Genomic DNA, 26,864 nt, shown 5'->3' on the forward strand with positions numbered 1-26,864 from the left:
TATCTTTTAGGCAAGCGAATGGGTGAGAAACCTTGTCTGGCTAGGTGTGCGGAGCGCTGCTTGGCGAGCCAAGTGAGCGACGCACAACAACGCCAGGCGAGGTTTCTGGCCCATTCCCTCCGGGTTCCCACCATATCGCACGCTGGACTGCGTTGCGCGTCTTGTCAGGGGCACCAGCCCTGACTGCACCGCACGCCTTGCCAGCCCGCGATATGGTGAGAACGCTTTGCCTAAAAGGTATGTCAACACGCCCTAGTCAGGCAGGCAGCGAGATAGCCGACCAGGTCGGCAGAAAAAGGGATACTCATGCAGAGCTTATTTGATATCGATGGGAGGGCGCAAAAACTGGCCAGAATGGAACACCAGTGGCGCCTGTTTGGTGAACTCACAATGCTCAACTTCACCGACAAAGATGACATGGTCGCCTTCAGGGTAGCGGCTGCGGTTATGGCATTCAAACCAGGCCGAGGCACCTGTCAGGATAGGGTGACCAGTGCGCGACAGGGTGTATTCAACGCCGGCAAAGCGGTCGGTCTTGCGGCTGGCAAATTGCTCGGCCAGCCAGGCTTGCTCACTCGATAATATATTAACAACGTAGTGTGAGTTGCCAGTGAATACAGGCAGGCTGTTGGCGATCGTGCCCAGGCTCCAGAGTATCAGGGGCGGGTCGAGTGAAACAGAATTGAAGGAGGAAGCCGTCAGGCCCAAAAACTGACCATCTGCCAGCCGGGTGGTGATGACGGTGACGCCAGTGGCAAATTGCGACAGGGCATCCCGGAAGTGGCGGGTATCAAATTCACGCTTTTCAGAGCGGGGTGAGCGGGTGTGCATGGGGTTCCATCATTCTTTTTTTGCCATTATCCCAGATTTTCAGGCTTCCTGGATTCTTGCGACATGTTTGCCTGCTATCCTGCAATAGGAAGTGTGGCGCTGACTGTGTTAAACTTGCTGGCTTGCCAGTTTGCCGTATTTTGGCCTAAGTAGTTGATTTCCTTGAATTTAATTCACCAAAGAGGTGCTGAGGTATGCCTATGCTGCTGGCTTTACGCCGTGGAATACTGTTCTTCATGCTGGCTGTGCTGACAACAGCAAGTTTGCCAGCTTTTGCGCAAATACCGGATGTGCGCAATTTCCCCGAAAATACCAAGCGCGGGGTTTTGAATATGTCGGGCTATCCAGACGTGCTGATTAATGGAAAAGCGGTCAATACGGCCCCTGGTTTGCGTATATTTGATGATGCAAACCTGTTTGTTTCACCTTCGCAAATGACTGGTAATTACATCATCATCAATTATGTAGAAGATAATTTTGGTGATGTCACCAAAATCTGGGTCTTGAACGAGGCTGAGCGCAAGCTGACTTTGCCTCCGGTGCAGGAATGGAAACCACAGATTTTCAAGAACAAGAATTTTTAAGTTGTGCCCAGGGGTAAGTCTGCCTTGCGCTGTGCAGCTACCTCTACTGTAAGTAAAAAATTATGCAAAAAAAAGTATTTATTAAAACCTTCGGTTGCCAGATGAACGAGTACGACTCGGACAAGATGGCAGATATCCTCAATGCCAACGACGGCATGGTGAAAACCGATAATCCCGACGATGCCGATGTCATCTTGCTCAACACCTGCAGCGTGCGCGAAAAGGCATCCGAGAAAGTGTTTTCAGACCTGGGCCGTCTGCGTGAACTCAAGCGTAAAAAACCTGAGCTGCTGATTGGTGTTGGTGGTTGTGTGGCCTCGCAAGAAGGTGATGCCATCATCAAACGTGCCCCTTATGTGGACGTGGTGTTTGGCCCGCAAACTCTGCACCGTCTGCCGCAGATGATAGATGCACGCCGTACTTCTGGTCGCTCACAGGTCGATATCAGCTTCCCTGAAATCGAAAAGTTTGACCATATGCCACCGGCCCGCGTTGAGGGTGCGAGTGCCTATGTGTCCATCATGGAAGGTTGCAGTAAGTATTGCAGTTATTGCGTTGTGCCTTATACCCGTGGTGAAGAAGTCTCGCGCCCTTTTGATGATGTGCTGGCAGAAGTAGCAGGCCTGGCTGAACAAGGTGTCAAAGAGATTTCCCTGCTGGGGCAAAACGTGAATGCCTACCGTGGCATCATGGAAGATGGCGAGATTGCCGACTTTGCGCTGTTGATCGAATACATTGCCGAGTTCCCGCAGATAGAGCGCATACGCTTTGTCACCAGCCACCCCAAAGAATTTACCCAGCGCCTGATAGACTGTTATGCCAAGGTGCCCAAGCTGGTCAATCATTTGTACCTGCCTGCACAGCATGGTTCCGACCGCATCTTGTCGGCGATGAAGCGCGGCTACACCGCCATCGAATACAAATCCGTCTTGCGCCGCTTGCGGCTGGTGCGCCCGGATATTTCAGTGTCGTCTGATTTTATCGTCGGCTTCCCTGGTGAGACGGACGAAGATTTTGATGCGCTGATGAAGCTTATCAATGACATCGGTTTTGATAACAGCTTCAGCTTTATTTTTAGCCCGCGCCCTGGCACGCCAGCAGCGAATCTGGCTGACGATACCCCGGCAGAGTTGAAGTTGCGCCGCCTGCAGCATTTGCAGTCTGTGATTGATGCCAACACCAAGAAATACAGCAATGCCATGATAGGGACGGTGCAACGTATTCTGGTAGAAGGCCCGTCGGTCAAAGACCCGAATGAATTGCAAGGCCGTACCGAGAATAACCGCGTCGTCAATTTCGCGGGTTCCAAAGACCTGGTCGGTACGCTGGTGAATACCCGCATTACCGAATCCTTTAATTATTCCTTACGCGGCGAATTAGTCGAAGAGGCTGTGACAGCATAATGGCAAAAACACCCGTGCCGGTAGCGCACTTCATCCCTCAACCACTGGACAATACCCGCCTGGCACATCTGTGCGGGCCATTGGACGAGAACTTACGGCAGATATCATCGGCACTGGATGTGACGATCTTTCGCCGTGGTGAAAAATTTATCGTCAGCGGCCACAATGCCGAAAAAGCGATAGAGATACTTGAGCATTTCTATGGTCTGGCAAAAAAAATCATCACCATCGATGAAGTGCAACTGGCACTGGTAGAGCAACGTGCCAGCAAGAGCCTGAAAAAAGGCAAGGCTGGTAAGGACGATGATGAGGACGATATCCCGGCGGATGCAGTGGATGTGGACGCACCGCTGCCGGAAGATGAGGACATAGAAAGCCCGATACTGAAAACCCGCCGCAGCGATTTGCGCGGGCGCACGCCGCATCAGAATCAATACATCAAGGCCATACTTGAACACGATATCAGCTTTGGCATAGGCCCGGCCGGTACTGGTAAGACGTACTTGGCGGTGGCTTGCGCCGTCGATGCGCTGGAACGTGATGCCGTCAAGCGCATCGTGCTGACCCGCCCGGCAGTGGAAGCGGGTGAGCGACTGGGCTTCTTGCCAGGTGATCTGGCGCAAAAGGTAGACCCTTATCTGCGACCCTTGTATGACGCGCTGTATGATCTGCTGGGCTTTGACCGCACGCAAAAGATGTTTGAAAAGCAGGTCATCGAGATTGCGCCACTGGCATACATGCGTGGCCGCACTTTGAACCATGCTTTTGTCATCCTCGATGAAGCGCAAAACACCACGCCGGAACAGATGAAGATGTTTTTGACGCGCATAGGCTTTGGCAGCAAGGCCGTGATTACCGGTGACCCTACCCAGGTAGACTTGCAGCGCAACGTGAAGAGCGGCCTCATCGATGCCTGCCAGGTGCTTGATGGTGTACGAGGTATCGCCTTTACCCATTTTGGCAGCGTGGACGTGGTACGTCACCCGCTGGTGGCCCGCATCGTCGATGCCTATGAAAGTGCCAATGCCAGCGCCACCGCCAACAGCGCCGCCATCGGCTTGCTGAAACCCGCAACCCCCTTAAGCTCTGCCCATCATGGTCGCAAAAAGTAAAACTGCATCGAAAGCTGAATCTAAAGCTGAATCCAAGGCTGTCACCAAGCATAAACTGACATTGTCGGTGCAATATGCCGACAAGCGCCTGCAAGATATTCTGACTCGCCCGCTGATACGCAAGACCGTGCAGGCGGCGCTGTTTTTTCCGGCAGAAATCACCTTGCGTTTTGTTGATGCTGAAGAAGGCAGGGTGCTCAACCATGACTATCGCGGCAAGGACTACGCCACCAATGTGCTGACCTTTGCCTATACCGAGGATGAAGATGCCGAGGTGACCCAGGCTGACATTATCCTTTGCACTGATGTTCTGGAGAAGGAAGCTGCGGAGCAAAAGAAAACCGTACTCGAACATGCCCAACATCTGATCGTCCACGGCGTCCTGCATGCCCAGGGTTATGATCATGAAGAGGAAGATGAGGCTGAAGAGATGGAGGCGCTGGAGATAGAGATACTGGCAGGGATGGGCTTGGAGAATCCATATCAGTAAGCTTGTTTCGTTTTAAGTTCCTTCCCCTTGCAGGGGCAGGGGATTCCATCAGAAAGCCCCCAACATGACCCAAGATAAATCACATGGCCGCCGCATTAGCATGGGTGGCCGCTCTGTCGTTGCCCATGGTTTACATACCCACTTCTGGCAAGACATTTATTACTATGCGATGACTTCCAGCTGGCCTGTGTTTTTCGCAGGCGTAGGTGTGGTGTTCCTGGTCTTGAATTTGTGCTTTGCCGCGCTGTTCATGCTAGGCGACAATCCCATTGGCAATCTGTATCCGAGTAACTTTCTGGGCGCGTTTTTCTTTAGTGTGGAAACACTGGCGACGGTTGGTTATGGTGACATGCATCCGCAAACCGTGTATGGGCATGCCATCGCCACGCTGGAGATTTTTGTTGGCATGGCCTGTGTGGCACTGATTACCGGCGTCATGTTTGCGCGTTTCTCGCGTCCGCGTTCCAGTATTATTTTCGCTGAACACCCCGTCAGCCACGTTATGGATGGCAAACGGGTGTTGTTGACACGCCTGGCAAATTCACGCATGAATATCATCAGCGAGGCGACGGCCAAACTGCGACTGATGCGTGATGAAAGCACCGCCACCATGGGCAGTTTTCGTAAAATCACGGATATGAAGCTGGAGCGCGAGCAGCATCCCATCTTTATTCTGGGCTGGACTGTCATCCACGTCATTGATGAGAGCAGCCCGCTGTTTGGCCTTGACGCAGATGGGCTGCACAAGTTGAATGCTTCGCTGATACTAAGTATAGAAGGGGTGGATGACACCACCAACCAGCCGCAAAGGGCTCGCCACTATTACCCTTGCAGCCAGATCCACTGGAACCATCGCTATGTGGATGTGTTTGAAAGCAACCGCGATGCAAACAGTGTCCAGCACATCCACTACACCCGCTTCCATGATTCAGAAGAGATCGTCGACGCGCCGGAAAACTGATTTAAAAATGCAACAACACTAAAGCCAGCAAAGCCGGAGCTGCCTGTATGTACAAGATGCGGCGGCTGACTGAATAGGCACCATAGGCACCGGCAATGATGACGCAGGTGAGGAAGAAAATCTTCACATGAAAGCCTTCGGGTCCACCCATGAGCAAACCCCAGATCAGGCCAGCCGCCAAAAAACCATTGTATAAACCCTGGTTGGCTGCCAGTACCTTGGTGGTCTCTGCTTTTTCTGGTGTATTGCGAAAGGTGCGCAAACCCATGGGTTTGTCCCACAAGAACATTTCCAGTACCAGGAAATAGATATGCAGGGCGGCGACGATGCCGGTCAGTACGTTGGCGATGAGGTACACGGTTTCTCCTGGTTAGATTTTTATGACTGTATTGATCATAGTTGATCCTCCCGCTTTTAAACAGTGTTGAAACTGCCATAACTGGCGGGTCTGGCACGCCAGCTCAAATTTGCCAGCCGCTTGCCTGCCACTCAAACCACAACAAAAGTCATTTTGTCGGAGGTGGCAAGCAGCTTTTTCAGGCAGATGACATCACTTTTGGGCTGGAATGCGCCACACCAGCAATCGGCCGTCAACCAACCCGGCTGCAACTTGTTTCCCATGAGACGCAAAGGCAAGCGCGGAAACAGGCTTGCCTGCATGCGCCTCGCCTATTAATTGATGATTGTCCACATTCCAGACACGTAGCAAGCCATCATAGGATGCACTAGCTAGCAAGCGGCCATCTTCACTGATAGCGGCGATTGGTTTTTGGTAAGCATTATTGTCGTCAATACTGGCTTGCCGTGGCAGACGGGCGATGGTTTTTGCCTGCGTAAAATCGATCACTGCCAGACGGTGACCACGGGTGTCGGCCACCGCCGCACTGTTGGCGCGGGCCGATAGAGGGGACAATAAAACATCATGGATGATTTTTTTGTGCGAACCCAGTGTAAAGCTGATGTAGTGCGTAGGACCATCACCACTGGCATTTTCAAATTCTACTTGCAAGTGGCGGCCATCTGCAGACAGTTTGATGCGCCCGGCATCCATATCTACATTTTTCAAGACAGCAGGGTAGCGTACTGACTTCAACTGCCACTGCGATTTTTTCATCCGCCATACCTGCACTGAGCCATCAGCATACAAGGCAGCCAGCCTGCCATTACGGGCGGTGATGGCGGGGACTGTGTTCTCAGTCGTCACATCTGCTGTCGCCTCATTGCGGCGGACCAGGGCGCTGGCTTTGATATCCGGCATACGCTGCCCTCTGGCGCTATAGTGCTGAATAACACCACCTACAGACCGGAAAACCTCGCCGGTATCCTGGTCTGCCGCGGTATGGCTGAAAGTATCGTCCGGTTTATATTGATAAACAAGCTTGCCCGTCAATATGTCTGTGATATTACCTGACTCGCTTAGCCATCCTTCAGGTACGCGCATGGTGGACTCGCCGATGTCCGTGTCAAAACGCGCCCTCAGCAAGCGCCCGGTTTGCACTTGCCACACTGCGACACCTTTTTTTAAATCAGAGTTTGCATAAAAGAGAGCATAAAGTTTGTCGTCCCGGCCAAAATACAGTTCTTTTACAGGGGCGACCTGATGATTGCTACTGTCAGCCAGGTTGTTTGCATGTTGGGGATCTGTTTGCGTTTGTTTACCTGGCGGCAAACTGGCATGCAAAGGCAATTGCCGCGCCCGGGCAGGTAGCTTGAAATCCTGCATCCTGCGTGCCGCCTCGCTGGCAGGGCAAAGTCTGGCTTGCGTGCTCACTTGCAACGGTGGCAAGTCGAGCAAGGCAGGAGGCACTGCCAGACGGTACAGGCTGGCTGTTGTCACAGCTCCTGCGTCCCGACCAAAGATGAAATTTTCGTTGCCGTTACTCTGGCTGGTCGTCAGTAGCAGTGCAAAAATACTGCGGCCATCCTCTGCAACCTGCATTGCCATCGCTTTGGCGGGCAACGCCACGGAATATTCTTGCTGGCTGCCGTTTACGGCAAAAAAATGCAAACTCTGTTCGTCTGCTGCGACCACCCAGCGGCCTCGAGTATCAGCAGCTACGGTATCGGCATAAGCACCGGCAGGCATTTGCCGGGCTGGCTGGCAACTATCCAGGCGCTCGACCAGCAAACCATTGGTACCAGTGTAGGCCAATAACCAGCCCTTTCCACCGAGGGCGTGGCCGGTACGCATGGCGTTGTCGACATTTGGCGGCACGGAAGACCGGTTGCCAATTTCCAGACCAGTAGCAAGATCCCATAGGCTGCTGCCACGGCCAACGTCATAAAAACGGCTATACCATTCATTGACAATGAGGCTGCGACCATCGCCACTAAAGCTGACGTCAATCACGCGCCCGTGGTTACCCTCGCCGTCATTGAGCGAATCAAAGATGTGCAGACTTCGTCCGCTGGCAATTTCCCACAACTGAGTAGTGGCATCCTGGCTGCCACTGGCCAGTTGCTTGTCATTGGCAGAAAATCTCAGGGCTGTTACTGTTGCCGTATGCCCTTTCAAGTCTCGCAGCAAGCGCAGATCAACGCTTGATCTGACTTCTACGCGCGCATCCGCATAGCCTATCGCTAGCAAATCACCGTCAGCACTGAGCGCCAGCGCAGTGGGGTGCTTGTTGCTGGCAGCGACGACAACTTCAGTCTCTGCCGTATCAGGGGGGACAACCGGCGCATCAGGTTCCAGCGTAGCCAGTGTGATCAAAGTTTTGGCATCCCACAACAGCACTTGCCCCGCCGCGCTGATATGTGCTGCAACACGTCCATTGGCAGAAATGGCTAACGCGCCAGGTAAAGGAGTTACCGCTCCAAATGGCAGCGCAAAGGCAGGACCAGGATTGGCGGCCATGACGGTGACGGAGCCTGTTGCCTGTGCAGCAGCACCGTTAAACGGCTCTTCAGTGGCATGTGCCAGCACAGGATACGCTAGCCAGAATGTCAGTATCAAAAGACAGGGGTGCATGGAGGCGGGTGGGCGCTAAAGAATAGTTGCAGTTGCTGGAGTGTCATTGTAATGCAAGTATTGGCCATCCTTGGCGGAGAATGGTCAAAGTTTGCACAGGGTATCAGCGACGAGAACGGCAGCTAATTATCTGCTGATATCCCAGTCTTTGGTCTCGGGTAAAAACAATCCGCCTATCAGCAAAGACATCAGCGCCACGGCGATTGAGTAATATAGGCCGGAATAGATATCGCCCGTGCTGGTGGCGATCAGGGTGGCGAAATACAGCATGAAGCCGCCGAAGTAACCCGTGCCTATATGGTAGGGCAGGGAGATGCTGGAGTAGCGTATGCGGGTAGGGAAGAGCTCAACCAGGTAGGCGGCAATGGGGCCGTAAGCCATGCAGACATAAAACACCAGCACGAACAGGATCAACACGACCATGGGCTTGTTGATGGCGGCAGGATCAGCCTTGGCCGGATAGCCAGCTTGCTCCAGCGCGGCTTTGATGGCCCTGGTGTCAAAACCATTAATGCTGGCTGAGCCTATGCTGGTGGTGACACCAGCCTGGTTGCTGGTTTGCAGGCTGTGTGCGACGCCTGATGTGTTGAGGAATTCTTTCACTTTATCGCAATCACTGACGGGGCCAGAGAACAGGCGCACACTGCATTCATTCGATTGCATGCGGACTGGTGTACGGGCCATGGCCTGTTCCAGCGCCGGGTTGGCAAAATGGGTGAGGGCCTGGAACAAGGGGATGTAGCTGACGCTGGCCAGCACAAAACTCAGCATCATCAGGCGCTTGCGGCCAAATTTGTCGGACAGGGCGCCAAACACAACATAAAACGGTATCGCCAGTGCCAGCGCGACCGACATCAGGATATAGGCAGTGGAAAAATCTACCTTGAGGGATTTTTGCAGGAAGATCAGGGCATAGAATTGCCCGGTGTACCAGACTATGCCCACCCCGGCGACCGCGCCGAACAGGGAAAGCAAGACGTATTTCATATTACTCCAGTTGGTGAAGCTGTCACGCACCGGGGCAGTTGACAAGTTGCCGCTGGCTTTGAGAGCGGCAAACACCGGGGATTCATTGAGTTTTGAACGTATATAAAGCGAGACGCCAAACAGTAATACCGAGATCAGGAAGGGGATGCGCCAGCCCCAGCTTTTGAAGGCAGCCTCACCCATGATGGACTGGCAAGCCAGTACCACGACCAGGGACATGAAAAAACCCAGGCTGGCACAAATCTGTATCCAGCCAGTGGCATAGCCGCGCTTGCCCGGCAGGGCATGTTCTGCCACGTAGGTGGCGGCACCGCCGTATTCGCCTCCCAGCGCCAGTCCCTGAAGACAGCGCAGGATGACCAGCAAGATGGGGGCCAGGATGCCTGCCGTTTCATAAGTCGGCAACAAGCCTACTCCGGCGGTGGAAACACCCATCAAGGTCATCGTCATCATGAAGGTCGTCTTGCGGCCGACCACATCACCCATGCGGCCAAAAATCAGCGAACCAAAAGGGCGCAGGACCAGGCCGGCACCATAGGTGGCCAGGCCTGCCAGGAAGGCGCCGGTTTCACCCAGCTCTTTTGAATAGAACAGCGGGCCAAGGATGGCAGCCAGAGTGCCAAACACAAAGAAGTCGTACCATTCAAAAGCGGTACCCAGGGAAGAACCAAAAATCACCTTCCGCTGTTCTTGTGCGTTGACTGTCGCCATAGTGTTGTTTTGCTCTCGTCCCAAATCATTGCAAAGGCGCATGGCGTGGTAAATCCAGTGTAAAACTGCTGCCCATGCCTGGTTGGCTATACGCCTTTATCTTACCCCCAAGTATGGATGTGACGATGTTATAACTGATGGACAGGCCCAAACCAGTCCCTCCGCGCCCCATTTTTGTTGTGAAAAAGGGATCAAAGATGTGTCCCAGCACATGTTCATTCATGCCGCAGCCGTTGTCTTCCAGCCGGATCTGTACCTTGTCTTTGTTTATGGCGATAGCTGAAATGATAATTTTTCCACTTGATATATGTTCAAAGCCATGCAGCAAGGCGTTGTTGATGAGGTTCATGATGACCTGGCCCAAAGGGCCGGGATAGCCGTCAAGCAGGATGCCATCTGGTATGTCAAGGATCAGTTGATGCTGGCGGGCGTTGATCTGGTTGACGATGGTGGCGCATAGCTCATGGCAGGTCTTGCGTAAATCAAATTCGCGCCTTTGTGCGGTGGTTCTGTCGACGGCGATTTGTTTGAAGCTCATGACCAGGTCGGCGGCGCTGTCGAGTGAATGAACCAGAAGATTGCTGGCTTGCTGAACCTGTTTGATGAAAATTTCCAGGTCAGAGCGGCGCAGTGACTGGTTCTTGAGTTGTTCAGCCATGACAGCAGTTTTTTCACTCAAGGTTGAGGCGGTGAGTACACTGTTGCCTATAGGCGTGTTGAGCTCATGCGCCACTCCTGCGACCAGAGAACCAAGCGCCGCCATTTTTTCTTGCGCCACCAGTTGTTCCTGTGCGTTTTGCAGGCGTTGGTAGGCAAAGGCGTTTTCCAGTGCAATCGCGCCATAGGCGCACAGGGTCTTGAAGATCAGACGCTCGCGTTCGCCATAGGCTTGCGCACGCTGCGCCTGTAGGGCCATCACGCCTATCGTACTTTCTGCCACGCGCAGGGGGGCGCACAAGAGGCTATGTACATCATCACGGTCTGCCAGGGTAGTGCTATTGGTGCAGGTGTTTGCAGCCTGGCTGAAATCGCTGACATGGTCCGGCGGGATATCCATGCAGATATCCCTGAGTTCGCGTACGCAAATACTATATGGGTGTATGGGGTCGCTCAGTTCGATGTTGTTGTGTTCGCGCTCCTGTCCTGACTCCATATGCAGGGCTGGATGCAGGCTGAGGCTGCTATCATCCACCAGCAAGACACTGAAGCTGCTGGTTTCCAGCAAACCTGCCACATGGCGGAAGAGGCTGCGGCAGACCACGCTGGTTTCCAGATGGGCCGTGATGTCCTGGCCTATGGCACCCAGGCGTTCCAGTGTGGCGTTGGTTTGCTTGAGGGTAGTGAGTTCTTGTTCGGCCACGACAGCGGCGGCTTCCTTGGCGGCAGCCAGCTCGAATTCGACTTTTTTCAAGGGCGTGACATCGGCCACATGGACAAAAAAACCGCAAACCTTGCCATCGACGATGTCGGGTGTGTAAGTCATCAGGCTATGGCGTATGCTGCCATCAGGGATAACGACTTCGCGTTCGAAAATTTGTAATTCGCCGCGCAAGACGGCTTGTATATTGGCCAGGTTTTTTTCAAAGATAGGTCCCAGCGCATCTCGCATGTAGATACCGCGCATCTGCTCCTTGGATTTGCCAAACCAGTGCGAGTAGGCGCTGTTGGAAAACTGGCAAATCAGATCGGTATTCCAATAGCCGGTCATGGCACTCAGGTGGTCGATGACCTTGAGTGCGATGGCCGCATTTTCTATGGGAGGGGTTTGGGCTTTGTCGCCACTTTTTTTCATCAACTCATCATCCGTGATTGCTCTATCCCAAGTATTTGATGCCTGGGCGTATTGACTTATCTTTTGTCTGGCAGACATGTCAACACGCCTTACTTCAGCGGTGATTGATGCTCAATGGTAATTGAAAAAAAATGTGGCAGTGAATAGTGTAATTTAGGGAAATTTAAATGATCCCTAGTTGAAGTCCGCGCAAAACTGCCCGCACCCGGTCACGCACAGCCAGTTTAGACAATATACTCGATACCTGGTTTTTCACTGTGCCTTCACTGGTGCCTTGTGCGTCGGCAATTTCACGATTGTTGAAACCTCCCGCCATCAGAGCCAGGATCTCGATTTCGCGTTGCGTCAGCGGGTCGTGCAATTGTTCTGCCACATAGGCAGGTGCCAGTTCTTGCAGGCCATGCAAGACACGCTCGGTAATCGCGGGCCGGAACAGGGATTCGCCACGGGCCACGCTACGAATGGCGGCACTCAACCTCTCCAGGCAGATATCCTTGAGCAAAAAGCCCTTGGCACCAGCGCGCATGCCATGAAACAGCGCTTCGTCATCATCAAAGGTAGTCAGTAATATGGTCGCTGGCAAGTGCTGGCGCGCATTTAATTCTTGCAAGACTTCTATGCCTGACATTTTTGGCATCCTGACATCAAGCAAAACCACGTCTGGCTGCAATTGCTCTATCAGTTCAATGGCGGTTTCGCCGTTGGCGGCCTCTGCTACGACCAGTATATCCGGCAGCATGGCTAGCAAGCCGGCGATGCCGGTTCTGATGAGATTTTGATCATCGACCAGGATGACGCGTATCATGGCTGTACTTCTTTTTGTGGCAACCAGATGTGGATGTGAAAACCTTCATCCGCCTGGCTGCTGATGTGCATGCGTCCAGCCAGCTCGGCGACACGTTCGTGCATGCCGGCCAAGCCATGGCCTTGTTCATCCTTGCTGATGCCCTTACCATCATCCATCATCAGTAAAACAATGCCATCTTGCTGGCGGGCAAGGTGAATATGCAGTTTTTTGGCCCTTGCATGGCGTATGCAATTGGTAATGGCTTCCTGCACGCAACTAAAAATCGTATGTGCCATCACCGGGCATTGCAGTTCGACATTGCTGGCAAATTCCAGTGTGACCACAGGCTCAGGTATGGCGCTGCACAGTGACTGCAAGGCCTGGCGCACATCGCTGACATGATTGCTGCGTTCCATGGCAACCACGGTGCGTACCTGGTTCAACAGGTTTTGCGCCAGATCGCGTGAAATGGCCAGTGATTTGCTGCTTGCTGCATGCTGGTCTTGTTCCAAAGCTTGCCTGAGCGCCAGATCAAGATGCAGATTCAGCGCTGTCAGGTGGTGACCAAGGACATCATGCAAGTCGCGGGCGATGCGCACTCTTTCATTTTCACGTACCGCATCACTCAAGAGTATCTGGGTAGCTTTTAATTCGGCATAGGCGGACTTGAGTTCAACTTCGGCCAGTTTGAGTGGCGTGACATCGGCCACATGGACAAAAAAGCCATGTACCTTCCCGCTCTTGAAGCGTGGAGTATAAGTCATCAGACTATGTCTCAGGCTGCCATCGGCAACGCGCACGGCACGCTCGAATACCTGTTTTTCGCCCGCCAGTGCCCCTTGAATTTCCTTGCGATTCATCGTAAAGATTTCACCCAGGGCATCGCGCATGGCAATGCCTTTCATTTCTGCACGTGACTTGCCAAACCAGTCAGCATAAGCATCGTTGGAGAACTGGCAAATCAAATTCGCATTCCAGTAAGCCATCATGGCAGGCGAGTTGTCGATGACGAACAGGGCCAGTGCTGCCACATCCTGGCTGGCATTGCTGGTTTCCTTGCTTTCCATGTTGACCCTCGCTGCATTCTTCTTTGCGTACCTGGCGAAAAATCCGCACTGTACTGGTCTTACCCAAGCATTGCATGTGTGAAAAGTCATATGACTTCCTGCACATGCGCTCGCCACCCTGTGTGCACTAAGCTCCGCATCTTTGTCCAGCCGGGTCTATTATCTTGAACGCAGAAAAAACAGATATCCGCAGTCTTAGTGACGATACTCTTTACGACATCAGGAAACAAGTTGTCGCCCTGCATTTGACGGGAGAGGGCAGGGCGCGTATCGCCAGCAAACTCAATATGAGTTATAGCGGTGTCGTTAAAATCATCAAGCTCTATGAGCAGGCTGGCAATGTCGTCCCGCAGCCCGCCATGCGCGGCCGTAAAAATGGCCAGCAACGCTTGCTGACTGCGGTACAGGAGCAACTCCTGAGAGGCATGATAGAAGATGCTGCACCATCGGCCTATGGGTTGGCATATCACTTGTGGGGGCGGGATGCCATGGCCATGTTGGTGCGGCAACAAACCGGTGTCAGCCTGCCTCTGCGTACTGTCAGTCATTACATGGAGCGCTGGGGTTATGCCAGCCGTCAATTGCAAAATGCAGATCAGGCAAGGAAAAAAATACAAGAATTTCGCTCAAAAAAGCAACAGGCACAGCCACTACCTGAGCTTTGCTGGTTGAGTCGAAAAATACCGCCTACACTCGGTAATCAAGCGGGTGAAATCATTTCTGCCATTAATGGGCGGGGAAGCTTGCGCTGGTTATGCCTGCCCTCAGCTGGTCATGCAGACAACTTGCCAAGGTTTTTGCAAGGTTTGCTCGGTGACGTGAAAAAAAATCTGCTGGTGCTGGGTGTGCAAAAAGATGAGCTGGAACAACTGACAGTGCAGACCAGCCTGCCTTTGCAAGTGGCAAATTACAGTCTGGACTGTGTGCTTGAACAGGACGAGCCGGAAGTTGAATCAGAAACCGTGCCCTGGCGTCATGGGAAAATTGCCAACTAACTTGAAATCAGTTCCGCCTCAAATAAAAAACATCGTGAAATCAATCACACTATTTATTGACTGCTTGCAAAGTTGCATAAGATAAAACCGTCGTCTCGTTTGTGTTCAGCGGCTTGCCTGTTTTGCTGTGCCAGGCTGGCTTAATTCATCTGCACTTGAAAGGAATAAAAATGAAACAACTGCAAAAGTGGTTTTTTTCCGTAATGATAGCAGTCAGCGTGCTGGCATGGTCAGGCATGGCGCAGGCAGCAGAGAGGGCCACCAAGGAAGAGGCGGTGGCGATGGTGAAAAAAGCGGTGGCTTTTTATAAAGCCAATGGCCGCGAAAAGTCGCTAGCAGCATTCAGCGACCAGGCTGGACAATTCAGGGACAGGGAATTATTCCTGATCGTACTCGATCCCAAGGGCACGGCTGTGGCGCATACTGCCCTGAAAAAAATGATAGGCGTCAACATCATGGATTTGAAAGACCAGAATGGTGTCGAAATCATCAAGAGTTTTTACAAGGCAGTAGAAAAGGGTAATTCTGGCTGGAGTGCGGAGTACACCTTCATCAACCCGGCGACCCAGCAACTGGAACCCAAGCTCACTTATGTAGAGAAAGTCGATGATTTGCTGATTGCCTGCGGGTATCATTTTTTGAAAACCAAATAAACGTCCGATCTCATTTACACCAACTGACAGAGGCAATTTTTTGCCCTTGTCAGCTGGTTTTCACGTCTTTCAGGCGACAATGATGACAGCTTCATGACGCTGTGATGCTTTTTTGAGCGCTTGTCTGTTTTTAGCGAAATTTCTCGATTTCGGCATGAAAACACTATATTTTTTGCAACTAAGTACTGCAAAATTTGGGAAACTCCCTACATTTGTTGTATTCTGTAGGATTGAAACAACGGCGTTAAGCCTATTATGCAAGAGCACTCTAGTAAGGTCAGACCATCTGACCTTAAACCCCATAGGTCATTGTTTGAACGATTGACCGCCCTGATTTCTCCTGAACCTGAAAACCGCGCCGAGCTGCTGGAAGTGTTGCATGACGCGCAAGAACGCAACCTCATCGATGCCGATGCACTGGCAATGATAGAAGGGGTGTTCCAGGTATCTGACCTATGCGCACGCGATATCATGGTGCCGCGCGCGCAGATGGATGTCATCGATATTTCCAATCCCATACAAGAATGGATGCCCGAAGTGCTGGAGACAGCGCATTCCCGCTTCCCGGCTGTTGATGGTGATAGGGACAAGGTCGTCGGCATTTTGCTCGCCAAGGACTTGCTGCGCTATTACGCCTCGGATGCATTTGATGTGCGCGACATGTTGCGCCCTGTCATTTATATCCCTGAATCCAAGCGCCTCAATATCCTGCTGCGCGACTTCCGTGCCAACCGCAATCACATTGCCATGGTGGTGGATGAATACGGCGGCGTTTCTGGTCTCATCACGATTGAAGACGTGCTGGAACAAATCGTCGGCGATATCGAAGATGAATATGACTTCGAGGAAGAAGAAGACAATATCCTGGCGCTGGAAGGCAAGGGTAATGGCAAACGCTGGCGCATGAAGGGCTGGACCGATCTTGAGCAATTCAACAACACCCTGGGCACGACGCTGGGGTCTGACCATGCTGAAACCATCGGTGCCTATGTGGCTGACTATATGGGCGAGGTGCCGCATATGGGCGATGAATTCTCGATAGGCAACCTGTACTTTGAAGTCTTGCGCGCCGATGCGCGTGAAGTACAAATGCTGCTGGTGGAACAAAGACCTGCCGTGAGGTCCGATGATTAAGGCTGCAAAGTCTTTGTTATCTTCACTTTCTGTACGTTCATCCTTCCTGCTGATGCTGGTAGCAGGGGGATTGAATGTATTGTCGTTTGCGCCTTTCCATCTTTGGCCTGTACAGATCGTTAGCCTGGCGCTGTTGTTCAGCCAGGTCTTGCGTGAAGGCGATCGCGCCATCAGCCGCAAACGCGCTGGCTGGCTGGCCTGGGGGTATGGCCTGGGCTGGCTGACAGCCTGCACCAGTTGGCTGGTGTACGCCATGACCGTCTTTGGTGGTTTGCCCGGTGTATTGTCCCTGCTGGCCCTGATGTTCCTGACCGGGGCCTTGTCCATCTATCTGGCTGCCGCCGCCTGGGGCATGCGCTGGCTGCAACAGCGCTGGAAAATTTCTTCTACCGTCGCTGGCTTGCTGATCTTGCCCGGTTTGTTTACTGTGGCTGAATGGCTGCGCATCTGCTTTTTAACCGGTTTTCCCTGGACTATCTCTGGCTATGCCCATACCCATAGCTCGCTGGCCGGTTTCGCTCCTGTCATCGGTGTGCTGGGGTTGTGCTGGCTGAATGCCTTGCTGGCTGCAGCATTGGCGCTGTTGCTGGTGACGGATGGTAGCCGCAGGGAAAAATTGGCACTGCCTGCTTTGGTGATTGCCGTATTTAGTGCTGGCTTTGGCTTGCAGAAAATCAGCTGGACCAGTCCACAAGGCCAGTCCATACAGGTGCGCCTGTTGCAGGGGAATGTTGCGCAAGACATGAAGTTTAGCCAGGAACATCTGAACGACTCGCTGGCCCTGTATCACGACATGATCACGCAAACCCCGGCAGACCTCATCGTCACGCCAGAGACCGCGTTGCCGATGCTGACTTCGCAACTGCCGCCCGATTATCTGCCCTTGTTGAACACCTTTGCGCAAGATACAGCCAGTACCGTCATCCTTGGCGTGGGCGTGCATGATGGCGGTGAGCAATACTCAAACAGCGTGCTTGGCATGTCGCGCCAGTATGCCCAGCCTTACCGCTACGACAAGCATCATCTGGTGCCTTTTGGTGAATTTATCCCGCCAGGTTTTCGCTGGTTCGTGAAAATGATGTCCATCCCCATGGGTGAGTTTTCTACCTCTGGCCCGATACAGCCAGCCATGAAAGTATCTGGCCAGTGGGTGTTGCCCAACATCTGCTATGAAGATTTGTTCGGTGAAGAAATCGCCGCGCAATTATCCTCCCAACATGCCGCAGGCCAGCCTGTCGCCAACATCTTGCTGAATGCCTCCAATCTTGCCTGGTACGGCAATTCTTTCGCCATCCCCCAGCATTTGCAGATTTCGCAGATGCGCGTCCTCGAAACTGGCCGCCCCATGCTGCGGGCGACCAATACCGGTGCTACTGCTGTCATAGTCCCAGGTGGCGTAGTAGAGCAATTATTGCCTGAGAATACCCGCGCCGTGCTGGCAGCGACTGTGCAGGGCTATACCGGCATCACACCCTACATCCTCATCGGCAACCTCGGTGCACTAGGTTTATCAGCGCTGGGGATTTTTGTAGCGTTTTTGTTGGGGCGCAGAGTAAAAAAATGACAGAAGACCTTTCCATCCTGACCCGCAAGGGCAACCCGCCTGACCACAGCCTGGTCTATGGCAGCCATGCAGACCAGGTAGCCGACATACGCTTTGGCAAGGATGGCGCACAGCGCCCACTGCTGATGTTGATACACGGCGGCTTCTGGAAACCAGAATATGACAGGCAGCATACCGAGGCGATGTCCAGCGCGCTGGCCGCAGAAGGCTGGACGGTTATCACGCCAGAATATCGCCGCACCCCCGGCAAGCCTGACACCAGCCTGGAAGATATTGCCAGCGCGATAGAAAAGCTGCCACACCAAGTGGCGCAACACAATGGCAAGATCATATTGATCGGGCACTCTGCCGGTGGGCATCTGGTACTGTGGGCTGCAGTCAAATGTGCGACACCAATGCTGACAGGTGTGCTTGCCCTGGCTCCTGCTGCTGATCTGCGCATGGCGCATGAGTTGAAACTGGGTGATGGTGCAGTGTTGAAGTTTCTAGGAAAAAATCCGGCTGAACGCCCGGACGCCGACCCCATGCAGTTACCCGCACCAGCAGTGCCAGTGACAGTGCTGCAAGGCAGCCTCGATAAAGTTGTGCCACCAGTTGTGCCTGAAGCTTACTGTCAGGCTTTTCCCAAAACGCAATTGGTATTGCTGCCCGATGCCGGGCATTTTGCTGTGATTGATCCGCAAAGCAATGCCTGGCCTGCTGTGTTATTGGCCTTGCATGGATTGTCGGCTTAATGTTGAAATGCTTGACTTGATTTGAGAAAACCCAATGCAGAATTTTTCTTTAACAAGTCATGCAATCGATGAAGTATTATCTGCAGCAGATGAGAATATTGACGTTCAAATTGATTTGTTTGATGGCAGAAAATTTGCGGCGACTTTTTTTACGCTTCGCAATCTGAAGCATCTTTTAGAGAAATTCCGTACCACGGGAGAGTGCGCGAATGGCACCTATGTATGGGCAGCAGACATGATAGTCGTTGAGTCCATTGATGAAGAGACGATCCGTAAAACAGTTGCAAGCTTAATCGAAACCGGTGAAATAGAGTTTGCATGTACAGAGCTGACGAGTTCAGGTCGGTACGATTAGCGCAAGCGTAATCGTACGCATTGGTAATTACCTGAGATGCTTTGAAAAAGCCCGACCCCCCACTTCTAAGCTTACTTATTCCCCTGCGCCATCTGCGCATCAATATCCGCCAGGCATTCCAGACCCCGCTGGGTAATTGTCATCTTGCCTGTTTCTGCATTGACTTCGACGTGGGCTTTTTTTCCCAGGAAGGTGGCTACCGGGCCGGGGAGGGTGGCGTCCGGGTCGTTGGCAATCGCGCGCAAACCATCGATGCATTGTTTGATGAACAGGGTTTGTCTGCCTGCATCGGTCAGTTCCAGTGTGCCGTCCTTGCGGTAGGTCATGAACTTGATGCCGCACAGGCGCTTGGCATTGCGGCTGATACAGGCATTCGGTTTGGTATTGCGCGGCAGCTTGCTTAATTGCTCCAGTGCGTCGTATTCATCTATGCTGAGTTTTTGATTCATTGCTACTTTCTAAAATGGAAAACGAGAAGTCAAAATCAAATAACCATGATCTATTGGTTTTCTTCTGACCTTCTCTGTGCCTCTGTGGTGAGAGGTCTTGATGTTGTAAATTTACTTATACACCTTGCCATTCTTCATGACGAAACTCACCTTGGTCAGGCTGGTCACATCCACCAGCGGGTCTGCATCAACAGCAATGATGTCTGCCAGTTTGCCGACCTTGATACTGCCGAGCTTGTCTTTCAAACCCAGCAAATCTGCCGCATTGATGGTGGCTGCCTGTATGGCTTGCATGGGTGTCATGCCATATTTGACCATGTAATAAAACTGCTTGCCATTGTCACCATGCGGATAGACGCCAGCATCTGAACCAAAGGCCATGCGGGCACCGCCTTGCAGGGCAGCACGGAAATTATCGCGTTGCTTTTGGCCTATTTCTTTTTCCTTGGCTAGCGATTCTGGCAAGAAACCAGCTTTTTCACCTTCGCTGAGAATATAGTCGTCATTATAGATGTCCATGACCAGCCATGTGCCATGTTGTTTGGCTAATTTGATGCCTTCTGCGTCTATCAGGCTGCTGTGCTCGACGGAATCTACTCCCGCACGGATGGCGTCACTGATGCCGCTGGCACCATGGGCATGGGCGGCAACCTTGCGACCCAGCTTGTGCGCTTCCTGCACAATGGCCTGCATTTCTTCCAGCGTATATTGCTGCGAGCCAGGAGAATCCCCTTTGGACAAGACACCACCAGTGGCGCAAATCTTGATGACATCTGCCCCATATTTGGCCATTTCACGCACTTTACTGCGTGCTGCCCATGGGCCGTCAGCCACGCCTTTACCTACATCATTGTATTCTGGCGGCAGCAAATTATTATCGCAATGGCCACCCTTGATGCCCAGGGCATAGCCGGACGCGAGTATGCGCGGGCCAGGAAAATCGCCATCATTGATGGCGTCCCGCAGGGCAACGTCAGCAAAACCTTCTGAGCCAACATCACGCACGGTGGTAAAACCTGCATGCAAAGTGTCACGTGCGGCCCTGACGCCGTACAGGGCGCCGCGTACAGTAGATGTACCCAGTGAACTATAACCATGCTGGCGTGGGTTGCTGGTCAAATGAGTATGGGCATCGATCAGGCCGGGCAAGACTGTGGATTTGGACAAGTCGATGACTTTGACTGTGGCTGGAATTGGCGTACCAGCGATGGGCGCGATGGCAATTATGCGCTCGCCCTCTATCACAATGAGCTGGTCACGCAAGACCTTGCCGTTTTCCACATCCAGCAAACGGCCAGCTTTGATGGCGATGGTTTCCAGCGGCAGCGGCTTGACTTCAGCATGCAGGAAACTACTGCCCAGGCATAGACTGGAAAACAGAATGGTGTGAACGAGATTGCGTGCTTTGTTTTTGTACATGCCATGTTCCCGGATGATGGATAGAGTGCGAAAAGACCAATAAAGTAGTACACAAATATTCGCTGGGAATATAGCACAGCCCTACGCGCGCTGGGACATGGCCGTTTTTGCTGGTGCGTGTCAATGCAGCAGTCGCCTGTCTGAAAAGCAGCGGAATGTCAGCTTCATCTGTTGGAAAGAATCCGAATTTAGTGCGACAAATAGTATTCTTACAAAAAAACGGCGCAAAAAAGCCAGGCAAGGCCTGGCTTTTTCACGAGAATCAGAGCACTGTCAGTTTAAAACTCTGCCCATTCTCCATTTGTCGCATTGGCACTGGCGTATTGCCGGGTTGGCCGCACATTAACACTAGTAGCCACTTTCTTGATATTCAAAACTGTTGCTCCACCGCGTGTCAGGGTCTTGAGGCTCAACTTGCTGGCTGCGGGTTTGATACTTTGCCTTACCGTTTCCTTTGCCACATTGAGATTAGTCTGGATGGCACCAGCGCCCAGCTTGAAGCTTGCCACCAGTTGCAACAGGCTGCTGGCCTGGTTTTGCATGGATTCTGCGGCAGCAGCGGATTCTTCAACCAGAGATGCATTTTGCTGGGTGACTTCATCCATCTGGACAATGGCCTGGTTGATCTGTTCTATGCCAGTACTTTGTTCATTGCTGGCCGCACTGATTTCAGCAATCACGTCGGTCACACGACGCACACTTTGTACCACCTCCTCCATGGTCGCACCGGCCTGGTCAACCAGTCTGGTGCCCGCACCTACTTTTTCTACGGAATCACTGATCAGGGTCTTGATTTCTTTGGCTGCGGCTGCAGAACGTTGTGCCAGATTGCGCACTTCACTTGCCACCACGGCAAAACCACGACCTTGTTCACCTGCACGGGCTGCCTCTACTGCTGCATTCAGAGCGAGGATATTAGTCTGGAAAGCGATGCCATCGATGACGCCGATGATGTCAACAATCTTTTTCGAGGAGTCATTGATAGACACCATGGTTTGCACCACCTGCGCTACAACATCACCACCTTTTTGGGCAACGTCAGAGGCTGACACTGCCAGCTGATTGGCTTGTCTCGCATTGTCTGCATTTTGCTTGACGGTAGAGGTCAGTTCTTCCATGGAAGAAGCGGTTTCTTCGAGTGAGCCGGCCTGTTCTTCTGTACGGGAGGACAAGTCCATATTGCCTGCTGCAATCTGATTTGATGCGGTGGCAATGGTGTCAGTACCAGCGCGCACTTCACCAACTATGCTTGCCAGACTGTCGTTCATGCCTTTCAGCGCCAACAATAACTGGCCAGTCTCGTCCGTGCTGGTAACTTGGATATCGCAAGACAAATCGCCACCGGCCACTTTGTTTGCCAGTGCCACTGCTTCATGCATGGGGCGGGTAATCAGACGGGTTGTGAAGAAAGCCAGGAGGCTGCTGATCAACAATGCTGCCGTGCTCAGGCCGATGATGATTATTCTGGTTTGTATGGCAATGGTTTCTGCCTCTGCGGTTGCCGCCTCCATCAGGCTGGTTTGATAGGTGATCAAATCGCCGAGGACGTTAAAATATTTTATTTGAGCAGGACGCACCTCTTTAAGCAACAGGACGAGTGCTTCTTCCTTGTTGCCGTCACGGGCCACCTGGCTAAATTTTACTCTCGCCGCCAAGAACTGCTGACGCGCAGCCTGCAATGCATCCAGGTCTTCGCGCCCCCGCTTGGAAGTGATCGTTTTATCCAGCGTTTCTATCGCCTTGGTGATAATGGTGGTGGATTCATCCATATTGGCATATTCAACCTTGAGGGCTTCGGCATCTGTCATCAACAGGATATTGCGCATATTGCGTGCTATCTCATTCAATTCATCCTTGATGATATGCGCCTGGACAATCTTGGGATAACGATCCTTGTTCGTCAGGTCCAGCTCATTTTTGAGTTGATCTACACGCAGGTAGGCAATGACGGAGATGATTAACAATAATGAGACGATGATGACAAAGCTGAGGCCGAGTTTTTGGCCAATTTTCAAGTTCTTGATATTCATTTGCTACTCCAGAGGAATGGAATTAAGTCGGTGTACTTGTCTCTTAAGGGCGGCTTCAAGCAGCAACTTCTTCAAGCAAACAAATGTCATTGGTGGCGACCAGGCGGCTGATATCAGTCAGCAAGATCATTCTGTCGTCGATGGTTGCCACACCTTTGAAGCGGCAAGCCTCATTGATACTGACGAGCTGCGGCGCTGACTGGATTTCATCAGACTGAGGGGCAATTACATCAGAGACACCATCGACAATGATGCCGAGTTGCTGTCCACCCAGGTTGACGACAATGACGACGGTGAACTGGTCATAAAAACGCACTGGCAAACCCAGCCTGAGGCGTAAATCTATGATGAGGATAATGTTGCCGCGCAGGTTGATGACACCCTTGATATAGTCAGGCGAGTTGGCAATATTGGTCACCGCTTCATAACTGCGCAGTTCCTGCACTATTTGTATGTCGATGCCATATTCTTCCTGGCCGAGGGTGAATACCAGATATTCTTGTGCGCCGTGATCTGCTTGGATTTGCTTGGCTGCGGATTGTTCAATGTGCTGTGGTGCGGACATGAGACTTCCTTTCGTTTGAACCGTGTGCTGAATGCCTGCAGAGACCTGGTCTCAAACGTAGAGCAAACAGAATAAAAAATACAGGATTTATAACGCGGCGGATTTAGGCCGTTGGTGGCTGCTTTTTTCGTTGCGGGGGATGGGCAACGAGAACGACAAAAATCAAATTAGTGTTGAAGGGATATCTTCGATCAATGTGCAATTGATTTTTAGTGGTTTTGCATATGAAGAAGATTAAACGAAATTTTTCCTGATGGAAATATTTTTTTGTTAGATTTAACCATCTCACACAAATACGAGAAAAGCAGCGCACAGGTAGTCAGCACGACCGCTTCTCGTTTTCTATTGATGTACCATTATCACGCCCGCAGGCAGACTGCCAACAGGTGGCTAAGGCTTGACCCTGTGATTGGCGGCCTCTGAAGGCGGTGGGTTGGCGCGTTCTACCATGCGGCTTGACGGTGTCGAAGGCGCAGACAGCAAGCCCAGATCCATCGCTGACCTGCTGAGCATGGCGCGCCCCTCCATGCCTAGTTTTGCCATCTTATCCAGGCTGGCACTGCCGGCATCGAGCACGATGTTGGTGCCGGCTTTGACTGCATGAGCAGTCGCATTGACCGCCTTGCTGCCATAATCAACCGCAGCATGAGCGCCAGACTTGGCAGTATCTTCCAGGACCTTGTATGCCTTGACTCCGCCTTCAGCCATGGCGTGGTATGCCTTGGCCCCGGTATCTGCCACGACATGGCCACCGTATTTGATGGTCTGCGTGGTGGCATTGACGGCTTTGCTGCCATAATCTACCAAGGCATGGGCACCGCTCTTGACGGCATGGGCGCTTGCTTCATATGCTTTGCCACCGGCATCGGCCACGGTGTTGACACCTAGCTTGACGGTCTGAACAGTGGCACTGGCGGCTTTTTGACTGTAATCGACGACAGTATTGAAGCCGCTCTTGACGGCATGGGCGCTTGCTTCATATGCTTTGCCACCGGCATCGGCCACGGTATTGACACCAAGCTTGACGGTCTGGCTGGCGTAGTTGATGGCTTTATCGCTGTAATCGATTACTGTATTAACGCCCGATTTGATGGTTTCATAGCCGAGCTTGCCGCCTGCCAGATAGATTGCCAATGCCGCTTTGGCAGCAGCCTGTGACTCGCTTTTGGGCTGGCCGTCCTGGCCCAGTGCGCCCATCATGGTCTTGACATAAGCCTGGTATTCACTGGCATCAATCGCCGGGGCCTTGTAATGTGGCAGCACCGGGGCATTCCAGTTACCTGATTTATTAACGATGGAATGGGCTACATGTTCTTCAATAAAGCTCTGACCCGCATAATTGGGGCTGTGCGCCACCATGGCACCGCCAACATGCTCACCGCCAAGCAAATGTACAGGATCGCCGGAGTACAGTATGGCGCCGGGCTTTTTTTCAAAGGCAATGACATGGTGTTCACCACTGATGGCGCTGGTACGGTCTTGCGGCGTAGTCCCTGGCACCTTGGATATGCCAGGCGCATTGAAGGTCGTGAAATGCAAGTGCGACTGTATATCTGCCATGGGCAGCCCCTGCTTTGAAGGCGGCATGGGTATGCCGGCTATCGCCTGCAGGTTCTTGTCATTGACAGTCCATTGCACGAGTGCGCCGCCAAGGCTGTGGCCGGTGACTTCTATATTGTTACCAGCCTTGATGTTATTGGCCAGCCAGGCATTGACAGCAGGCTTCGCCGCACCAAACTGACCATGCCCTACATCGGCGATGTCGGCATAGACGTCGGTGGCTTTTCCTTCTGTCCCGCGCATACCCAGTATGCGGGTGTTGGAGGGTACGCTGGTATTGTCTGCAGTGGGCATCAAGGCATACATGTACACGCCGTTATCGCCCTTGAATTCGCCTTTGTTGGCAAAACTCTTATCGATCTGATACCCCGCCGGCAGTTGAGCGCCAGACGTGCCCTGGTAGACATTTTCTGAAACCTGGCGGGCGACTTCCTTGCCGACAAAACCATTCATTTTGCTTCCCCTTGCTGATAGGCGAAGTGCAGAGCACCTTCACGTTCAAAAACCAGTGTCTTGCCATCGGCGGAGATACTGGGCTTGCCATCGGATTGATTGGCTTCACCTGGCACGATCTGAATTACCCTGCTTTTGGCGACATCAAACTTCCAGATACCCCCCTCTTTGCCGCTGCTGCCTGGCATGGAGAAGAAAACGTTGCCGCCTGCATCGATGCTGATTTCCTGTATGCCTTTTTTAATCTGGTCGGACAGCGGGAAGCTGAATACTTCTTCCCAGGCATGGGCAGCACCGTCCAGGCGATAGCGGCAAACCTTGTCAAAATCCGTGGTGAAAGCTGACTTGCCCTTGCGCTTGCAGGCTGCATACAACATGCTTTCATCAGGATTGGTGGTATACGAAGTCATCCAGTAAGTCTCGAACTGTGGGTCATCATCAAGCCGGGCGATGAGCTTATTGTTCAGGTCCTTGAGCAGGATGGCATTTTCTATCGCTGGCTTGCCAGCCTCAGCCTGCATGGCGGGTTTGGTATTGGGCACGTCCTTGAAACCGGCACCGGGTACACGTACCGACACCCTGTCCTGCCACAGGTATTTTTGGATGACGAAGCGCGACAGCGCCAGGATATCGTTGTCTTTCACGTCCCAGCACAGGGTCTTGAATTCTGTGCTGGCAAATCTTGTACATTGTGGGTCCAGCTTGTAGCCATTTCCATCCAGAGTGCGCGGCATGCTGGCCAGTAGATACTTACCGGACAGGCTGACGCGGGTAGCCGGGCTGTCTTTTGCCACCATCAGCAACTGCGCGGGCTTACCCAGAGGCATCAGGTACAAGTCATCCTGGTAATGAGGTCCTGGATATTTGCCTGTGCTCTCAGCAGCGATCAGCAGTTTGTTGTCGCGGCAATCAGCGACGGAAAAACGCGGCTTCTTGCCCTGTTCGTCGCTGAATTCTATAGGCTGCGCCTGGTCAGGATGGGCAAGATCAAGGTACAAGTTGCGCAGTGCTTGTGTTTCGTCACTGGATTTGACGGTGATGGCCAGATGCGTGGCATCACACCAGGAATAGGCAGCTCGCGCAAAGGGGCTGGGACTGACCTTATAGGAATCATCAGCACTGACTGCCGTGCCGACAGAAGGAGCGGCAGGCTTGTCCTTGCAACCAGACAGGGCGAGCACCGAAGAAAATGCAGATAAAAGTAAGCCTGACAAAAGTAGTTTGGTCTGCATTGTGCTCTCTGTGCTGAGGTCTCTC

At 52.5% G+C, this 26,864-nt stretch carries 24 protein-coding genes; 11 read left to right on the forward strand and 13 right to left on the reverse strand.

Going from position 1 to position 26,864, the window contains the following annotated elements; all coding sequences use genetic code 11:
* Window positions 1-315: 315 nt before the first annotated feature.
* The gene (locus Q8K39_RS05685) at window positions 316-831 is read right to left on the reverse strand and encodes a flavin reductase family protein (protein WP_305258658.1); all 516 of its coding nucleotides are present in this window, start codon (window positions 829-831) and stop codon (window positions 316-318) included.
* A 194-nt stretch (window positions 832-1,025) separates the two neighbouring features.
* Here Q8K39_RS05685 and Q8K39_RS05690 point away from each other — a divergent pair, with 194 nt between their 5' ends.
* The 5 genes from Q8K39_RS05690 to Q8K39_RS05710 all read left to right on the forward strand — a co-directional run bounded on the left by Q8K39_RS05690 (window position 1,026) and on the right by Q8K39_RS05710 (window position 5,381).
* Complete coding sequence (locus Q8K39_RS05690; protein WP_305258659.1) at window positions 1,026-1,415, forward strand: hypothetical protein; 390 nt, start codon at window positions 1,026-1,028, stop codon at window positions 1,413-1,415.
* 62 nt (window positions 1,416-1,477) lie between these two features.
* On the forward strand, window positions 1,478-2,818 hold the full coding sequence (gene miaB / locus Q8K39_RS05695; protein WP_305258660.1) for a tRNA (N6-isopentenyl adenosine(37)-C2)-methylthiotransferase MiaB: 1,341 nt from the start codon (window positions 1,478-1,480) through the stop codon (window positions 2,816-2,818).
* On the forward strand, window positions 2,815-3,930 hold the full coding sequence (locus Q8K39_RS05700; RefSeq protein WP_370868570.1) for a PhoH family protein: 1,116 nt from the start codon (window positions 2,815-2,817) through the stop codon (window positions 3,928-3,930). The genes miaB and Q8K39_RS05700 overlap by 4 nt, the downstream gene beginning before the upstream one ends.
* Complete coding sequence (gene ybeY / locus Q8K39_RS05705; protein WP_305258662.1) at window positions 3,914-4,420, forward strand: rRNA maturation RNase YbeY; 507 nt, start codon at window positions 3,914-3,916, stop codon at window positions 4,418-4,420. Before Q8K39_RS05700 ends, ybeY begins: the two co-directional genes overlap by 17 nt.
* Before the next feature lie 64 nt (window positions 4,421-4,484).
* Complete coding sequence (locus tag Q8K39_RS05710) at window positions 4,485-5,381, forward strand: ion channel (protein ID WP_305258663.1); 897 nt, start codon at window positions 4,485-4,487, stop codon at window positions 5,379-5,381.
* 1 nt (window position 5,382) lies between these two features.
* Here Q8K39_RS05710 and Q8K39_RS05715 read toward each other — a convergent pair whose 3' ends face one another.
* From Q8K39_RS05715 to Q8K39_RS05740, 6 genes are all read right to left on the reverse strand, one after another.
* Window positions 5,383-5,730 carry a DUF1304 domain-containing protein gene (locus tag Q8K39_RS05715; RefSeq protein ID WP_370868571.1) on the reverse strand — a complete coding sequence of 116 codons (348 nt, stop codon included), beginning with the start codon at window positions 5,728-5,730 and terminating at the stop codon, window positions 5,383-5,385.
* Between the two features lie 201 nt (window positions 5,731-5,931).
* Window positions 5,932-8,352 carry a WD40 repeat domain-containing protein gene (locus Q8K39_RS05720; RefSeq protein ID WP_305258664.1) on the reverse strand — a complete coding sequence of 807 codons (2,421 nt, stop codon included), beginning with the start codon at window positions 8,350-8,352 and terminating at the stop codon, window positions 5,932-5,934.
* 126 nt (window positions 8,353-8,478) lie between these two features.
* On the reverse strand, window positions 8,479-10,050 hold the full coding sequence (locus Q8K39_RS05725; RefSeq protein ID WP_305258665.1) for an MFS transporter: 1,572 nt from the start codon (window positions 10,048-10,050) through the stop codon (window positions 8,479-8,481).
* Between the two features lie 25 nt (window positions 10,051-10,075).
* On the reverse strand, window positions 10,076-11,920 hold the full coding sequence (locus Q8K39_RS05730) for an ATP-binding protein (protein WP_305258666.1): 1,845 nt from the start codon (window positions 11,918-11,920) through the stop codon (window positions 10,076-10,078).
* A gap of 85 nt (window positions 11,921-12,005) precedes the next feature.
* Window positions 12,006-12,647: a response regulator transcription factor gene (locus Q8K39_RS05735; protein ID WP_186955130.1), complete on the reverse strand. Its 642-nt coding sequence runs from the start codon at window positions 12,645-12,647 to the stop codon at window positions 12,006-12,008.
* Entirely contained in the window at window positions 12,644-13,696 is a 1,053-nt protein-coding gene (locus Q8K39_RS05740) for a PAS domain-containing protein (protein ID WP_305258667.1), read from the reverse strand. The genes Q8K39_RS05735 and Q8K39_RS05740 overlap by 4 nt, the downstream gene beginning before the upstream one ends.
* Window positions 13,697-13,860: 164 nt before the next feature.
* Between Q8K39_RS05740 and Q8K39_RS05745 the strand changes: the two genes are divergently transcribed.
* From Q8K39_RS05745 to Q8K39_RS05770, 6 genes are all read left to right on the forward strand, one after another.
* On the forward strand, window positions 13,861-14,691 hold the full coding sequence (locus tag Q8K39_RS05745; RefSeq protein ID WP_305258668.1) for a helix-turn-helix domain-containing protein: 831 nt from the start codon (window positions 13,861-13,863) through the stop codon (window positions 14,689-14,691).
* Window positions 14,692-14,861: 170 nt separating this feature from the next.
* Window positions 14,862-15,344, forward strand: coding sequence for a cache domain-containing protein (locus tag Q8K39_RS05750; protein WP_305258669.1), 483 nt, complete (start codon window positions 14,862-14,864; stop codon window positions 15,342-15,344).
* Between the two features lie 255 nt (window positions 15,345-15,599).
* Complete coding sequence (locus Q8K39_RS05755; protein WP_305258670.1) at window positions 15,600-16,478, forward strand: HlyC/CorC family transporter; 879 nt, start codon at window positions 15,600-15,602, stop codon at window positions 16,476-16,478.
* 13 nt (window positions 16,479-16,491) lie between these two features.
* Window positions 16,492-18,042 (forward strand): apolipoprotein N-acyltransferase, encoded by a 1,551-nt coding sequence (lnt, locus tag Q8K39_RS05760; RefSeq protein ID WP_305258671.1) that lies wholly within the window; start codon window positions 16,492-16,494, stop codon window positions 18,040-18,042.
* Window positions 18,039-18,776 (forward strand): S9 family peptidase, encoded by a 738-nt coding sequence (locus Q8K39_RS05765; protein ID WP_305258672.1) that lies wholly within the window; start codon window positions 18,039-18,041, stop codon window positions 18,774-18,776. The genes lnt and Q8K39_RS05765 overlap by 4 nt, the downstream gene beginning before the upstream one ends.
* 34 nt (window positions 18,777-18,810) lie before the next feature.
* Window positions 18,811-19,131, forward strand: coding sequence for a hypothetical protein (locus tag Q8K39_RS05770; RefSeq protein ID WP_305258673.1), 321 nt, complete (start codon window positions 18,811-18,813; stop codon window positions 19,129-19,131).
* A gap of 71 nt (window positions 19,132-19,202) precedes the next feature.
* Here Q8K39_RS05770 and Q8K39_RS05775 read toward each other — a convergent pair whose 3' ends face one another.
* From Q8K39_RS05775 to Q8K39_RS05800, 6 genes are all read right to left on the reverse strand, one after another.
* Window positions 19,203-19,580: a hypothetical protein gene (locus tag Q8K39_RS05775; RefSeq protein ID WP_305258674.1), complete on the reverse strand. Its 378-nt coding sequence runs from the start codon at window positions 19,578-19,580 to the stop codon at window positions 19,203-19,205.
* Window positions 19,581-19,691: 111 nt separating this feature from the next.
* Window positions 19,692-20,999, reverse strand: coding sequence for an amidohydrolase family protein (locus Q8K39_RS05780; protein ID WP_305258675.1), 1,308 nt, complete (start codon window positions 20,997-20,999; stop codon window positions 19,692-19,694).
* 278 nt (window positions 21,000-21,277) lie between these two features.
* Entirely contained in the window at window positions 21,278-23,029 is a 1,752-nt protein-coding gene (locus tag Q8K39_RS05785) for a methyl-accepting chemotaxis protein (RefSeq protein WP_305258676.1), read from the reverse strand.
* 55 nt (window positions 23,030-23,084) lie between these two features.
* Entirely contained in the window at window positions 23,085-23,594 is a 510-nt protein-coding gene (locus Q8K39_RS05790; RefSeq protein ID WP_305258677.1) for a chemotaxis protein CheW, read from the reverse strand.
* A gap of 390 nt (window positions 23,595-23,984) precedes the next feature.
* Window positions 23,985-25,607, reverse strand: coding sequence for a hypothetical protein (locus tag Q8K39_RS05795; RefSeq protein WP_305258678.1), 1,623 nt, complete (start codon window positions 25,605-25,607; stop codon window positions 23,985-23,987).
* Window positions 25,604-26,839 carry a hypothetical protein gene (locus tag Q8K39_RS05800; RefSeq protein ID WP_305258679.1) on the reverse strand — a complete coding sequence of 412 codons (1,236 nt, stop codon included), beginning with the start codon at window positions 26,837-26,839 and terminating at the stop codon, window positions 25,604-25,606. The genes Q8K39_RS05795 and Q8K39_RS05800 overlap by 4 nt, the downstream gene beginning before the upstream one ends.
* Window positions 26,840-26,864: the final 25 nt, after the last annotated feature.

It is taken from the genome of Undibacterium sp. (genome assembly GCF_030683615.1).
Classification (GTDB): domain Bacteria; phylum Pseudomonadota; class Gammaproteobacteria; order Burkholderiales; family Burkholderiaceae_D; genus Undibacterium; species Undibacterium umbellatum.

Coding starts and splice junctions, on each gene's coding strand:
- Q8K39_RS05790 (WP_305258677.1), bottom strand. CDS start 23,594: ATGTCCGCACCACAGCACATTGAACAATCCGCAGCCAAGCAAATCCAA.
- Q8K39_RS05685 (WP_305258658.1), bottom strand. CDS start 831: ATGCACACCCGCTCACCCCGCTCTGAAAAGCGTGAATTTGATACCCGC.
- Q8K39_RS05740 (WP_305258667.1), bottom strand. CDS start 13,696: ATGGAAAGCAAGGAAACCAGCAATGCCAGCCAGGATGTGGCAGCACTG.
- Q8K39_RS05795 (WP_305258678.1), bottom strand. CDS start 25,607: ATGAATGGTTTTGTCGGCAAGGAAGTCGCCCGCCAGGTTTCAGAAAAT.
- Q8K39_RS05730 (WP_305258666.1), bottom strand. CDS start 11,920: ATGTCTGCCAGACAAAAGATAAGTCAATACGCCCAGGCATCAAATACT.
- Q8K39_RS05710 (WP_305258663.1), top strand. CDS start 4,485: ATGACCCAAGATAAATCACATGGCCGCCGCATTAGCATGGGTGGCCGC.
- Q8K39_RS05755 (WP_305258670.1), top strand. CDS start 15,600: ATGCAAGAGCACTCTAGTAAGGTCAGACCATCTGACCTTAAACCCCAT.
- Q8K39_RS05785 (WP_305258676.1), bottom strand. CDS start 23,029: ATGAATATCAAGAACTTGAAAATTGGCCAAAAACTCGGCCTCAGCTTT.
- Q8K39_RS05800 (WP_305258679.1), bottom strand. CDS start 26,839: ATGCAGACCAAACTACTTTTGTCAGGCTTACTTTTATCTGCATTTTCT.
- Q8K39_RS05735 (WP_186955130.1), bottom strand. CDS start 12,647: ATGATACGCGTCATCCTGGTCGATGATCAAAATCTCATCAGAACCGGC.
- Q8K39_RS05765 (WP_305258672.1), top strand. CDS start 18,039: ATGACAGAAGACCTTTCCATCCTGACCCGCAAGGGCAACCCGCCTGAC.
- Q8K39_RS05775 (WP_305258674.1), bottom strand. CDS start 19,580: ATGAATCAAAAACTCAGCATAGATGAATACGACGCACTGGAGCAATTA.
- Q8K39_RS05780 (WP_305258675.1), bottom strand. CDS start 20,999: ATGTACAAAAACAAAGCACGCAATCTCGTTCACACCATTCTGTTTTCC.
- Q8K39_RS05690 (WP_305258659.1), top strand. CDS start 1,026: ATGCCTATGCTGCTGGCTTTACGCCGTGGAATACTGTTCTTCATGCTG.
- Q8K39_RS05750 (WP_305258669.1), top strand. CDS start 14,862: ATGAAACAACTGCAAAAGTGGTTTTTTTCCGTAATGATAGCAGTCAGC.
- miaB (WP_305258660.1), top strand. CDS start 1,478: ATGCAAAAAAAAGTATTTATTAAAACCTTCGGTTGCCAGATGAACGAG.
- Q8K39_RS05725 (WP_305258665.1), bottom strand. CDS start 10,050: ATGGCGACAGTCAACGCACAAGAACAGCGGAAGGTGATTTTTGGTTCT.
- Q8K39_RS05770 (WP_305258673.1), top strand. CDS start 18,811: ATGCAGAATTTTTCTTTAACAAGTCATGCAATCGATGAAGTATTATCT.
- Q8K39_RS05720 (WP_305258664.1), bottom strand. CDS start 8,352: ATGCACCCCTGTCTTTTGATACTGACATTCTGGCTAGCGTATCCTGTG.
- ybeY (WP_305258662.1), top strand. CDS start 3,914: ATGGTCGCAAAAAGTAAAACTGCATCGAAAGCTGAATCTAAAGCTGAA.